Source organism: Candidatus Liberibacter americanus str. Sao Paulo, assembly GCF_000496595.1.
Taxonomy (GTDB): Bacteria; Pseudomonadota; Alphaproteobacteria; order Rhizobiales; family Rhizobiaceae; genus Liberibacter; species Liberibacter americanus.
Map to the genome: position 1 here is coordinate 81,801 of NC_022793.1, position 15,121 is coordinate 96,921.

Sequence of the window (15,121 nt, forward strand, 5' to 3'; positions counted from 1 at the left end):
GCAAGGATATAATTATGGTAGAAAAAATTCCTATGACCCCTAATGGATTATCTAAGCTTCAGAAAGAATTACGCTGGAGGCAACAAGAAGAGCGCCCTAGAATTATAAAAGCCGTATCTGAAGCTCGTGCATACGGAGATATTTCTGAAAATGCTGAATATCATGCAGCAAAAGAACTACATAGCATTAATGAAGGAAGATTAGTAGAGATTGAAAGTATTATAGCGCGCGTAGAAGTAATTGATTTATCTAAAATATCAGGATCTAAAATAGCATTTGGCGCCACAGTTGAACTTATAGATATTGATAACAACGAGAAAAAAGTTTATCAAATCGTTGGAGATCAGGAAGCTGATGTCAAATCAGGTCTAGTATCTATATCGTCTCCAATAGCAAAAGCTCTAATTAGCAAAGAAGTTGGAGATACAATAGAAGTAAATGCTCCTGGAGGACAAAAAACATATGAAATTATAAAAGTCCTATGGATTTAATGATAAACAAAAGTCCTTTTGCCACTCAAATATATACAGTTGTAATTCCAGATAAAATAGCTAAAGCTTATTTCAATTATATTTACTATTTTAACGAAATAATTTTTGAGTGGCGTTTAATTATTTTTTAAATGGTGTATTGGCATATTATAGATATGCATTAGGATATATAATATATATTATGCAATTATAAATATACAGATAAACCAAAATATAGCACTAATATCCTATTCTTAATTTGACAAAAAAATATTTATTTTATCCATTGCCAATTACAATGCGTAAATATGAAAATCAACTATCGATCAAAAAATGATATAATATAAACGATAGCATGATATAAAAACTATAAATCGACCAGTGTTAAAAAAATAATTAACGAAATATAAATAATTTGTTTAAAAAAATTTAAGTACTTATACAAATATATGGCATTTTAGAAAAAAACAAAAAGTAATATGGAATTAACATAAGTTATAAGCTACCAATATTTAATAAAATATAGCTAATATTGGTAATCGATTCATACATATTTGCAAATAAATATTAGATAAGATTCATATTAATTTAAAATAATAATCAAGAAATTTCTCAATTGAAAACGATTTAATAAGATAGATAATATAGAAATTATATTTAGTATAATATTAGGATTATTAAACTTTATAAAAATTAGAATATAAATATTTTTTCAAACGCCACTTAATCCATCGGATCCTACATAAGCAATGCGCAACATATTAGTCGAGCCAGGAGTTCCTAGTGGTAGCCCCGCAGAAATTATTATGCGATCTCCTGGATTTCCAAATCCATGTTCAACAACAATACGACAAGCGCGATTCACCATATCATCCAAATCATAAGCGTCATCAGTTACCACACAGTGAATACCCCAGACTAGAGATAATCTACGTGCGGTTCTAATAACTGGAGATAATGCAACTAATATACCTATTTTTGGACGCTCACGCGCGGCTCGCAATCCTGTTGCTCCAGAGGCAGTATAACAAACAATTGCAGATAAACGAAGTTTTTCTGATATATGTCGTGCAGCCGAAGATATAACATCGGCACCCGTTTCATCAGGCTCAATTCTACGAAGAGATCGCATCTCCAGCCAAGTCGAATCTCTTTCAGCAGAAGAAGCAATCAATGACATAGTCTTAACAGAATCAATGGGATAAGATCCTGAAGCAGTTTCAGCTGAAAGCATAATAGCATCAGCCTCCTCAAATACCGCATTTGCCACATCAGACACCTCAGCACGAGTTGGAATAGGAGACATAATCATAGATTCGAGCATCTGAGTTGCAATGACAACTGGCTTACCTAACTGACGAGCAATACGAATTAATTTCCTTTGGATACCCGGAACGGATTCAAACGGAACCTCTACACCAAGATCTCCACGCGCAACCATGACAGCGTCTGATAATTGTATTATCTCTGATGCAAATTCAATGGCTCGTGATTTTTCAATCTTTGACATTAAACCTACTTGTTGTTCAGAAATAATTTTGCGAATTTCCTTAAGATCATCAACAGACTGAATAAAGGAAAGAGCAATCCAATCTATTTCTTCAGTTTTTAAAGCGACGTCTAAATCTTCACGATCTTTTCTAGTTAAAGCCTGAGTAGGTAAAAACGTATCTGGGAATGAAATCCCCTTTCGATCAGAAATAACAGTACCAGAAACCACTTGACATCTTATAAAATCTTTACCTGTTTCCTGTACGCATAGCTTTAATCTACCATCATCAATAATCAAACGATCTCCCGCCTTTACATATTCAAATACCTCTGGATGAGGCAAAAAAACACGATCAGCATTTCCAGGAGAATCATTGTTGTCAAAAGTAAAAATGTCCCCAGATTGTAGACAAACTCTATAATCTGCGAATTTTCCGACACGAAACTTAGGTCCTTGTAAATCTATTAAAATGCCTATAGGACACTGAAACTGTAATTCCACTGAACGTATCTTCTTTATAAGATCATACATCATGCCATGGCTTGTATGGCTCATGTTAATACGAAAAACATTTACACCTGCTTCATGCAAACCGCGAATAACATCTTCTGAAGAAGATGAAGGACCTAATGTAGCAATAATTTTAATTTTGCGAAGGTTATGCATTATTTATTAGTCCTCACTTTGATGAAGGTTTAGTTAAATGAACTGTCCAACTTGCATGTTGTCCCGTATCATACTCAGTAAATCCAACTTTAAGGTAGCCGCGAGCATAACAATCATTTATTCCCACAATTGTAAATACGTCCTGTCCCACACACATTTGAATATCACCAATCCAATGTGCATTATTATCAGATCCTTCCGCATATAAATAGTAATACCTTGAATCTAAATCGCCTTTTAAAATAGTTTCACAAGTATTCATAGGAATTTGCCACCATCCTTTAGTTATCCATCCACCTTTTATAGATGGCTGTCCCAGCGAAATACCTACTAAATAATTGGTTTCATTACAAACTCGAAAATTAGCTAAAGATATATCTGAATAAAAAATAATCGCTATAAAAGAGAAAAATATTGAAATAAAACGAATCATTTAAAAAACCATAACAATGTCAAGATAAGCCCCATATCTAAATACTTGCTCAACAATAAACAATTGCTTGAGTATCGCAGAATTGGCAAATAAATGTCAACGATACACCATTAATTCGATTGTTTATTAATATTGAATATAAATCATATTTCATAGACAAAATATAAGATAATATGCTATATTTATTTAAATAATTACTGAAAACTATTTAATAATACATAACATAAGAATTGCCATAATTGTATTTGATAAACCAATATATGAACATATTATACTAAATAATTTAGTACTAAAGCAATATTATACAAACGAATACGATATCTTGATAACATAGAAGATTAACAATAAAACATAGTAATTATATTGATATTAAATAACAAAAATATTAAGTTAACTGGTGCAATTAATCCAGAGCTTGTTATGAAAGCGTTTAGGAAAATAATAATACTATATAATGTTTTTATTTAATGGATCATATTTAGGAATTTTAATTATAATGTTGATACCTTTATTACCCTAAAATTTACTTTTATAAAGATGGAACCTCCTCCTGTTTCTCATAAATGAAGCACTAAAACACATGCTATATATCTAATTAAGCGTTATCATCATAAGAAAAAAAGATAGTTTTATCTCTAAATGTTGTATCATTTCGTAATGATAGCCAGGAGATCATAAAATGAATTTATTGTTTAATAAAAGTTACTATTTAAGCGAATTTGATTTTATTATATGCACATATATACATATGTATAAAAAAACAAGGCATTGATAATCATGAAAACATTTTCACATGAAAAGATCTGGGAATCAATAGATAGGATAGCAAATCGCCATAATCTTACACCTTCGGGGCTTGCACGAAAAGCAGGATTAGACCCTACTTCCTTCAACAAATCCAAAAGACTAGGAATTGACGGACGCAATCGATGGCCTTCTACTGAATCTATAGCCAAAATACTAGAGGCTACTAATGAAACTATTCATCAATTCCTCGAATCGTCAATTTCTGAAACAGGAAAAAATAAAAAGCAAGATAATGTTATCCCTATTTTGGATTTTGCACAAAATATTTCGGACGGTTTTTTTGATAGTGGAGGATATCCTGTAGGTAAAAAATGGAATACTATATGCGTACCTGAAATTAAAGCATCTCATAACGGAATATACGCTATTCAAATACAGGATAGCAGCATGTTACCTTTATATAGGAAAGGAGATATCTTAATTTTGAATGTTACTATACAGGTAAATTGTGGCGATCGTGTTTTAATAAAAACTTATGAAGGCGATATGTCTGCAAAGATTCTTATAAATCAAATAGATAATTCTGTCGATCTTATGTCATTGAACTGCTGTTATCCTATAGATAATGTTGATATTTCTAATATAGAATGGATGGCAAAAATATTGTGGGCAAGCCAATGATTTTATTTCAAATTATAATTTAATTGAACCCAATTATTTTATTGGTCGCAAAAAAAATTGATGACTTAAGCAATCATAGCATTATATCTTGATGTATTAAAAACTTGTTCATATTTATAAATATAAACAAGAGGTTTAAAATAATCTGCAAATACGGCAAAGATATGGACTTTTATAAATAATTTGTTATATGCTGTAAATTGTACTTATATGCCATATATTTGATTAAAATGAGTTAGCAATGACAACCAATAAAAACAATAACTATTCTGACACATTGCACTTGCCTAATACCAGCTTTAGTATGCGCGCTGGATTGCCCAAAAAAGAGCCTGAACTGCTCTCTTATTGGGAAGAAATTAATTTGTTTGAAAGATTGCGCGATTCTGGACAAAGTCGCAAAAAATTTATATTACATGACGGCCCTCCTTATGCTAACGGAAATATCCACATAGGACATGCATTGAATAAGGTGCTAAAAGATATTGTAGTTAGATCTTTTCAAATGAGGGGATTTGACGCGAATTACGTACCAGGATGGGATTGCCATGGATTGCCGATTGAATGGAAAATAGAAAGTGAATATATCAAGCAAGGAAAAAATAAGAGTAATATCCCTATTAACGAATTTCGTCAAGAATGTCGTAATTTTGCCGCTAAATGGGTTAGTATTCAATCGGAAGAATTTAAACGACTTGGCGTAATAGGAAATTTTAAAAATCCTTATACTACAATGAATACAGAGTCAGAATCGATTATAGCTTCTGAACTTTTAAAACTAGCTAAAAAGAACCAAGTTTACCGCGGAACAAAGCCTGTAATGTGGTCAGTAGCAGAACGTACCACATTAGCAGAAGCAGAAATAGAGTATCACAATATTAAAAGCGATTCTATATGGGTAGCATTCCATGTTAAATCATCCACCGATTGTTTAAAAGGAACACAAATAATAATTTGGACAACAACTCCATGGACAATACCTGGGAATAGAGCAATAGCTTTTTCGTCAAAGAGTGAATATGGAATATATAAGGTTGTTGCTAGCAATGATAAGTATGTCTTCAATATGGAAAAAAAAGTTATTCTTTCCAAATCTTTAGCAAATGAAACTGCAAAAAAAACCAATATGACCATTGAGTTCGTTTGTGACGTGAAATCTGAAGATCTGAAAAATATTATATGTTCTCATCCATTAAATAATATTGGATATGATTTCCCAGTCCCATTGATTGACGCTGATTTTGTTTCCAATGATTGTGGTACAGGATTTGTACACATGGCACCTAGCCATGGTGTTGAAGATTTTGAAGCATGGATTGCAGCAAAAGATATGCTGGAATCTAATTCAATTGATACAAAAATTCCATTGCCTGTGGACGATAGAGGCTTTTACACTGCTGATGCACCAGGATTTCCTGATGTTCGCGTTTTAGATGATAATGGAGAAAAAGGAAATGCGAATGATGAGGTTATATCAGCATTGATAGACGCCCATGCTATTATTGGCAAAGTAATTATCGAACATTCATATCCTCATTCTTGGAGATCAAAGAAGCCCGTAATATTTAGGAATGCACCTCAATGGTTTTTACATTTAGACAAAAATCTAGGAGATGGCTCAACTATTAGATCTCGTGCTCTTGCTGCAATTAATCAAACGAATTTTTATCCATCTTCAAGCGAGAATCGTTTGCAATCTATGATTGAATCTCGTCCTGATTGGGTTTTATCACGTCAAAGAGCTTGGGGAATTCCAATTTGTTTGTTTTATAATGAAAAAGGCGAAATTCTTATAGATGAAGCAGTAAATGATCGTATTATTGAAGTTTTTAAAAAACAAGGATCTGACGCGTGGTTTGATGATAATATGCGTGGTTTCTTCCTTGGAGAAAGAGCATCTGAACCTTGGATACAGTCACAAGATATATTAGATGTATGGTTTGATTCTGCGGCTACGCATGCCTTTGCGCTAGAAAAAAACAAAGATTTGACATGGCCAGCAGATGTATACTTAGAAGGATCTGATCAACACCGTGGTTGGTTTCAGCATTCATTACTAGAGAGCTGTGCAACTCGAGGATCTTCTCCTTTCAAATCTCTTATTACCCACGGATTTGCAGTGGATGAAAAAGGCGAAAAAATGTCAAAATCAAAAGGGAATGTTATCTCTCCTAATGATATCATTTCTGAGTCAGGCGCTGATATTCTAAGATTTTGGGTGGCAAGTTCCGACTATAACGATGATCAACGTCTTGGGAAAAATATTATTCAAACTAATATTGACTCTTATCGTAAATTAAGAAACACAATTCGCTGGATGATTGGAGTATTATCACATGACAAAGGCCAAGAAATGCCCTTTTTTGAAATGCCAGAATTAGAGCGATTAGTACTTCATAGAATGACTGAAATTGATCAGCTAGTACGCGAAGGATACGATAACTTTAACTTTAAAATAATTATTCGTAACCTGATAGATTTTGTCAATACAGAGTTGTCTTCTTTCTATTTTGATATACGCAAAGATGCTCTGTATTGTGATCCATCTTCTAGCATAAAACGTATTGCCAGCATTGCAGTAATAAGAAGGTTGTGCAGAAATCTTATACTTTGGCTAGCTCCTATAATACCGTTTACAGCAGAGGAAGCATGGCGTTGTCTAGAGACAAATGATTTATCTGTGCATCTTAAGCAAATGCCTGAATTGCCACAGGAATGGAAAGACGTGGAATTATCTGAAAAATGGAAAAAAATCGTTAGATTGCGTAAGGTAGTCACATGCGCATTAGAAATAGAAAGAAAAGAAAAACGCATAGGATCATCCTTAGAAACCGCTCCAGTTGTTTACATTAGTGAAAAATCTTTAATTGACGCATTAAAAGGTCAAGATTTTGCTGAAATATGCATCACCTCAGAAACTACTTTAGTGCATGGTGAAGGACCATCAGATTCATTTAGACTTACCGAAGTTCCTCATATCAGCGTTCAATGCAAAAAAGCATCAGGGAAAAAATGCGCTAGATCTTGGAAGATAACTAAAGATGTTGGAACAGATCCAGAATATCCGGACGTATCCGCTCGTGACGCAATTGCTCTAAGAGAACTAGGCTATAATAAACATTAAAATTTTGATGTTTATCCAGCAGCGTATAAGCATCCTATGGGTGGTTTTTTAAAATATTGATTTATGCCATTTTAAAAATTATGTCTATAAAACATTCTTGATAGCGGCAATATAAATTTTACCTCTTTTAAATATCTAGATATTTCAAGAAAATTGCATGCTTAAATTTGATTAATTTTCTTTTATATCGTCATAAATAATGTTTCTATTTAATATATTAAGTTATATTAGCATTTTACTCTATTATATCATGTATTAACACATAATTTATATTTATATATATAAATAACTATATTATATTATAGTATAATTAATAAATATCACGTATATTAATAAATTTTTATTAAATATAATATCAATATTACTAAAAAGTAAAAATAAATTAAAGATATAATAAACTATATTTACATATAAGTTACAATTTTTCTAAAATATTATGTATAATAATATAAAAATTATTTTAATTAATATATTTAGGATATTAATACTATGGATACTTCAATAATTCAAAATAATCCTATTAATAAAGATCTCAATAATCCTATTAATAAAGATATCATTAAATATCAAAGGATGATTGCTAATAGAACGCCTAATATAGACGATAATATTAAGCCAACTGAAACTCCTGTTATAGATAATATATTAAACATAGCAAAAGAAGCGGCAATCAGCTCAATTCCTATTTATGGAACTATCCAATCATTTAAAAAAGGAGAAATTGGATGGGGAATTTTCGGAATTGCTACCGATTTTTTGACATTAGTACCAGCTCTTGGCTTCAGTGTTAAATTCGCCGGATCTTTAATAAGAGGAGGAGGAGTTGCTATGAAAGTCGAAACCAAAGTAGTTGCAGAAACAATGAAAATAGCTAATGTTGCAGCTCGAGAAAGACATGTCGTCGCTACAGCAGAAGCTGCAGCAAAATCAAGTAAAATCGAAGCTGAATTGGCTAAAAATATTGCCAAGGAAAATGCACCCCTTAAATACTATGGCAAAAAATTTATATTAAAAGCAATAGAGTCAATTGATCCAGGATTCCTACCTACTTACAAAGCAGGTAAATATTTGTATGGCAAAGGATGGCAATTAGGAGAAAAACTAGGAGATAAATTGAATAATATTAAATAAAAGTTGTTTCATTAAGAAATTATATCTGAAAATGCATATAGACATGGAATTCGGCATATAAAAAAATTAAACGATCCGAATATCAAAGACTAGATACTTAGATTATTTAATTAAATGTATTTAACACATAGGAAAAGTATCAAAATATAAGGGATATTTGCATTAAACAAATACTGGTGGCATAGGTTAAAAAGTTATCACAATGTCATTAAAAATAAAAATTATTATTATTTAATAAGTATAATCTTTTATATATTTATAGATTAAATTAGATAATTTATTCGAAAATAATTAATAATAAATATTTATATTTATTTAAAAGTAATAATAAATTAAAATTTTAATAAACTATATTATAATATAAATTATAATTATAATAAAATTATATATAACAACATTAAAAATAGTATTTTAATGAATATATTTAGGAATTAATATTATGAGTATTACAAAAATTACCAACGCAGGCTCTATTATAAGACAAGAACATTATACTAATATACATTCTGACATCAAATCTGATACTATTATACCTGCTAAAAATTCTATTCAAAGTTCTACTATGGATAAGGTATCACAAGTAGCAAAAGATGTATTAATGAGCTCAATTCCTATTTATGGAACTATCCAATCATTTAAAAAAGGAGAAATTGGATGGGGAATTTTCGGAATTGCTACCGATATTTTGACATTAGTACCAGTTTTAGGAAGCTCTGCCAAATTAGCATTCGCAGCATCTATTGCTACGAGGGAAGCCAAAGGATTACTTGCTACAGCCAAAGCAGTTAAAGCAACCTCAGACGTAGTAAATGCAATAAAAGTAGAAAAAGAAATATCTGAGGCAATAAAAGTAGAAAAAGAAATATCTGTAGCTAAATCTATTATAGAAGATAAGAATATATACAAAAAATACACAGAGAATCCTATCAAAACTGTAAGCGATGAAACTAAAATAGAAAATACATTAATCTTGGATAAGCAACAAAAAGAACCCTCTTACATTGAAGATTCAAATCATAGTTATACGTCATTGGAAGATATCAATAATGGTAAAGAAAAATTACCGTTACCATATGAAATCAAACCATCCATAATGACTGAAAATCAAAAATGGAAAATGGGAAATTATACGGAAGAAGATAAAAAAGAATTAAAAAATATGATGGAAGAGATGTTGGAAGATTTTCATAAATTAGGAGATTCAATAAATAATCAATTAAGTCTCGATTTAACGCGTTCTACATACATAATAAACGGAAAAGTTATCAATAAAAGTAATCCTGAAAAAATGATAGAAGAAATTAAAGATATGGTTCATCAAGATAATCGCAGGCTTCAACTTATTTCTACTTTTTCTAATCAAGCTATTTTCCCAAATCTTAGCATACATATAATGAAAACAGATCCAAGACTTGGACAACAGTTGTATGGTTCAAAAAATGGTAAAACTATTTTTGAAATTAATACTCTAGACAATAATATTATGCAAATAAAAGCCACCTATGAAACAAAAACGATACCAACATTTGAAAAAGGCGATGGCTATGACAATATAAAAAAACTTAATGGATACGGACATAAAATCGAATTAAAGCTATCTCCAGATAAAATCATTAGCGCTGATCCTTATTTTTACACTTATTAGTTATATTTGTTTTTAATAATGGAAGCATGAAACTAACAAAATTATAAAAATTATATTTAATAAAAATATTTCAATTTATATATTTAGGAATTACTATTATGGGTATTACAGAAATTAAAAATAGCACAGTCAATACAGATTCTGTTATAAGGCAGAGAACAGATTCCGTTATAGGACATGTATGTTCTAATAATACGGATTGTAATAGCAACAATAATATTAAGCAAATTGAAAATTCTACTATAAAAAATATATTAGAGATAGCAAAAAATGCGGCAATTAACTCAATCCCTATTTATGGAACTATCCAAGCATTTAAAAAAGGGGAAACTAAATGGGGAATTTTCGGAATTGTTACCGATGTTTTGACATTAGTACCAATTATAGGGATAGGTAGCAAGTTAATAGGATCAGTTATTAAAGCAGGATCTATAACAACAAAATTCGGCCGTACTATGAAAGGTGGCAAAGCTTCAATTGAATTAAAAAATGTCACATCATCAATAATAAAAGAAAGTAATGCTGAAATAAAAACCGAATATATACCAAGAAAAATAATAAAAGAAGAAGGCAATATCTCAATAAAAAAAGAAACAGTGAGCGTTAATTCCATAAATGCAGAAAATGTAACTATACATAGTGAAAAAAATAGCAATATAAATAAAAAAATCGCAAAATCATTCACAAATATAGCAGATCAAAAATTAACATCACTATATAATGAAGGGAAAATTATATATAAAAAAGGTGAAAAAATTGGAGATAAAGTCTCGGGAAAAGTAGATGTTCACACAAAAGACATGTTGCCATACACAGTTAAGTCTGCACCTTCAAAATATTTTGCCAAAACACTAAAAACCATAAAACAATCAAAATGGCAACCTGCAAATTTATCAAAATACGAAGATATAATGCTCAAAGAATATACGGACATAATGTTTAAAGACTTCAAGGATCTGGGTAATCTACAATTAAGTGATAAATTTATAAGAGATGCAGCCCGATCTAAATATGAAATAAATGGCAAGATTGGAACCCCCAAAAATCCAGAAAAGACAATTAAACTAATTAAAGAAATATTATCTAAAGATCCTAAAAAAGCACAGCTAATTTCTGCTTTTGCTAATCAAAGTATTTTCTTTAATATTAGTAATCATCTCAGAAAAAATGTAGAAGGTCTAGCTGGATGCTTATTAAAAAATCGTAAAATTATTTATAAAATTGATACGATGCATCAAGACACCGTTAAAATCACAGCTAAATATGACGCTGATATACTCAGAGCAAAAAAAACAAAAATATTTGACAACTCTACGAAAGAAATAAAATTTAAAAAATATGGATTAAAAATGGAAATGACTTTATCAGAGGATAAAGTTATAGAAGCAAAACCTTATGTTTATGTCAGCTAATATTATCAAATTAAATATGTTATAATTATCTTAATAAAGAAATAATCTTATAAGTAATAACGATTAAATATGGATTATAATCAGGTATTTTAAGATAATTTTATGAATTTATACTATGATGTAATAATCATAAATATGTTATATGTTTTTATAAAGATTTATCCCTGATTTAAATCTGTATAACGAATATAAAAACATAATTCAATAAAAATGAAATCTTTATAGAAGATCTAGCATTATAATTTAAATATTACTTTGCTATTAAAGTGATATTTATCGAAATAATATGTATAGATCAAACTTAATAAGCAACTCAAAAAATAATAAATTATATAAAATAAAAAAACAATTATAGGTATTTTTATATATATTTTATATCTTTTAATTGAATTTATCATAAAAAAAGGATAAAAGTCTATTATATAGTAATATAATAACATACAGAGATAATTTAAATTATATACATATTAGTCTAGGGTTGAATAAATTAATGCAGTAAAATATTAACTATTCCGATTGATAACAATTCTATAAATAACTAGCCTTAATGCTAACTATATAATGAATATAACAATAGCAAATTATGGTTTTAGAGAAAATAAATAAATTAACAGAATAGTGCTATGAGCAAAAAAGAACGACAGGCGGATATTACATTCCCTTTTATTAACTATGTACGTTATTCAGGAATGAATTTTTATATAATAATATTAGGTATTGCCTTTTGTTCTATCTCCACTATATTCGTGGTCTTCACAGAATCATTGAGCAGTACAATGGCTATTATATTGCTGACGTTACTAGCATTGATTGGCATATTAGTGCTAATACTATTCGCAATTGGATCAATTGAAAATCCGTCTGATACTATTGCAAAGATTTTTATTGATAGTGAGTCAGAAGGTATATTAATTACAAATGAACGTGGACACATAATATATGCAAATGACGCATATAAACAAATCACCAATGTATCTTGGAACAAAAAAATAAAATCATTAGAGCATCTTCTTTTCCAAAATCAGGAGGCTGGAGAGGCTTTATATCGCCTTATAAATAGCATCCGCAAAGAAAAGGAAGGGAGAGAAGAATTTCGCCTCACCACTCCTTTAAATAAAGATTCTAAAGATTGTGAGCCGCATTGGTATCGTCTAAAAGTACGTATTTTACCTGTTATCTCATTGTACAAAGACAAAATGATATATGCATGGCGCATTACCGATATTACATCTGAACGCAAAGATCAGGAAAAATTTTTTAGAGAATTACAAAATGCAATTGACTACCTTGATCATTCCCCTGTTGGATTTATATCTGCAGATCATCAAGGAAAAATTTTATATATCAATGCTACCCTTACAGAATGGCTTGGAATTGATCTAACTAAATTTATGTCGAAATCAATTTCTATGGGAGATATTACAGCAGGAGATGGACTTTCTGTAATTCAATCGGTACAAGCAACACCAGGATCACATAAAACGGCCACACTAGATCTAGATTTTCGAAGAGTTGATAATGGACAAGGGATACCTGTAAAAGTTGTGCACCATGTTATTGCTTCATGCGATGGGAAAACAAAAGAGAGCAGAACTGTAGTAATAGCTAGGGAAAACTGTCCATCTACTGATTCATCAGGCGCTATAGCTACTATGCGCTTTAATCGTTTTTTTAACAATATGCCGATGGCTATAGCTTCTATTGATAGAAAAGGAAGAATATTACATACCAATGCACCATTCATTAAACTTTTCCCTCATGCGATAGAATATGATAATACATTAAATAATGTATTTTCTATTGTTCATGACACTGAAAAAGAAAAGCTTATGATTGCTCTTGATGAAGCAAATGATCAAAAAAGCGATATACAGCCTATCGATTCACGTCATCCAAATGATGAAAATAGACATTTTAGGTTTTATATCAATTCAGTGATTGATAAAAGCATAGATTCACCTGAGGAACAGGCAATATTGTATGCAGTAGAAATAACAGAGCAAAAATCCTTAGAAGCCCATATGGCTAAAACTCAAAAATTAAATGCCGTTGGAACATTGGCAGGAGGGATAGCACATGATTTTAATAACGTTTTAACTGCTATTCTTCTATCTTCTGATCACTTATTATTACAATCTAGATCTTCAGACGCTAGCTTTGCTGATCTGATGGAAATAAAAAATAATGCCAATCGTGCAGCAATACTAGTTCGCCAGTTACTTGCTTTCTCCCGCAAGCAGACAATGCGTCCAACAATTATCAATCTTACCGAAGTAATTGGTAATTTACGAATGATGATTCAAAAATTGATATCTGAACCTCCGCAAATGAAGCTAAACATAGATTATGAGCGAGATATATGGAATATTAAAACTGATTTATCTCAATTTGAACAGGTATTAGTTAACTTATGTGTTAATGCTCATCATGCCATGATTAACGATAAGGGATCATTAACTATACGTACTCGTAATATATTATCAACAGAAATACATTCTTTCAATTACTCAGATCTTCCAAATAAAGATATGGTACTCGTAGAAGTGGAAGATACGGGAACTGGAATGTCTCCTGATATTATGGAGAAAATATTTGAACCTTTCTTTACAACAAAAGAAGTGGGAAAAGGCACGGGATTAGGACTTTCTGTAGTATATGGAATAATTAGACAATCTGGAGGATATATATTCCCTGAATCTGAAGTAGGAAAAGGCACTATATTTCGAATATTTTTGCCAAGACATATTGAAGGAGAAGCTACAGAGATAGATAATCAATCCCAAAAGGATGTTGATACTGTATCACAGAATGAAACAGCAGATCTTACAGGAAATTCTGCTGTAGTATTACTCGTAGAAGATGAAGATGCTGTAAGACGCGGTAGTAAGAGAATGTTAGAAACACGCGGTTATACTGTTCATGAAGCCTGTTCTGGGACAAGCGCATTGAAAGTTATGCAAGAACTTAAAGGTCAGGTAGATATAGTGGTCTCTGATGTTGTTATGCCTGAAATGGATGGGCCTACATTATTACGTGAATTGAGAAAAACATATCCAAACTTAAAGTTTATATTCATATCAGGATATGCAGAAGATGCTTTCTCTAAAAATTTACCTAAAGATGCCAAATTTAGCTTTTTATCAAAACCATTTTCCTTAAAACAATTAGCAACCTCTGTGCATGAATTACTACAATCAGATCCTTAATATCAAAAACAAATAATCGCTTATGAATAATAGATATCCAAAATTTATATTTTGCTATTTTTTAAGTATCGATTGATATAATAAAAATTATTACTATATGAAAATATCTTAAAT

9 protein-coding genes are annotated in these 15,121 nt (G+C 30.5%); 7 read left to right on the forward strand and 2 right to left on the reverse strand.

Going from position 1 to position 15,121, the window contains the following annotated elements; translation table 11 throughout:
* The first annotated feature begins 14 nt into the window (after nt 1–14).
* Nucleotides 15–491 carry a transcription elongation factor GreA gene (gene greA, locus LAM_RS00340; RefSeq protein WP_007556689.1) on the forward strand — a complete coding sequence of 159 codons (477 nt, stop codon included), beginning with the start codon at nt 15–17 and terminating at the stop codon, nt 489–491.
* Nucleotides 492–1,182: 691 nt separating this feature from the next.
* On the opposite strand, the gene pyk is transcribed toward greA, so the two are convergent.
* Nucleotides 1,183–2,628 (reverse strand): pyruvate kinase, encoded by a 1,446-nt coding sequence (gene pyk, locus LAM_RS00345; RefSeq protein ID WP_007556690.1) that lies wholly within the window; start codon nt 2,626–2,628, stop codon nt 1,183–1,185.
* Nucleotides 2,629–2,641: 13 nt separating this feature from the next.
* The gene (locus LAM_RS00350; protein WP_007556691.1) at nt 2,642–3,061 is read right to left on the reverse strand and encodes a DUF1036 domain-containing protein; all 420 of its coding nucleotides are present in this window, start codon (nt 3,059–3,061) and stop codon (nt 2,642–2,644) included.
* Nucleotides 3,062–3,838: 777 nt separating this feature from the next.
* On the opposite strand from LAM_RS00350, the gene LAM_RS00355 reads away from it, so the two are divergent.
* The 6 genes from LAM_RS00355 to cckA all read left to right on the forward strand — a co-directional run bounded on the left by LAM_RS00355 (nt 3,839) and on the right by cckA (nt 15,007).
* Nucleotides 3,839–4,489: a S24 family peptidase gene (locus LAM_RS00355; RefSeq protein WP_007556692.1), complete on the forward strand. Its 651-nt coding sequence runs from the start codon at nt 3,839–3,841 to the stop codon at nt 4,487–4,489.
* A gap of 241 nt (nt 4,490–4,730) precedes the next feature.
* The gene (ileS, locus tag LAM_RS00360) at nt 4,731–7,613 is read left to right on the forward strand and encodes an isoleucine--tRNA ligase (protein ID WP_007556693.1); all 2,883 of its coding nucleotides are present in this window, start codon (nt 4,731–4,733) and stop codon (nt 7,611–7,613) included.
* A 489-nt stretch (nt 7,614–8,102) separates the two neighbouring features.
* A complete protein-coding gene (locus LAM_RS00365) occupies nt 8,103–8,744 on the forward strand; it encodes a hypothetical protein (RefSeq protein WP_023466135.1) in 642 nt (213 codons plus the stop codon).
* 439 nt (nt 8,745–9,183) lie between these two features.
* On the forward strand, nt 9,184–10,389 hold the full coding sequence (locus LAM_RS00370; protein ID WP_023466137.1) for a hypothetical protein: 1,206 nt from the start codon (nt 9,184–9,186) through the stop codon (nt 10,387–10,389).
* 98 nt (nt 10,390–10,487) lie between these two features.
* The gene (locus LAM_RS00375) at nt 10,488–11,801 is read left to right on the forward strand and encodes a hypothetical protein (protein ID WP_007556842.1); all 1,314 of its coding nucleotides are present in this window, start codon (nt 10,488–10,490) and stop codon (nt 11,799–11,801) included.
* 623 nt (nt 11,802–12,424) lie between these two features.
* Nucleotides 12,425–15,007 (forward strand): cell cycle histidine kinase CckA, encoded by a 2,583-nt coding sequence (gene cckA, locus LAM_RS00380; protein WP_007556841.1) that lies wholly within the window; start codon nt 12,425–12,427, stop codon nt 15,005–15,007.
* Nucleotides 15,008–15,121 lie beyond the last annotated feature (114 nt).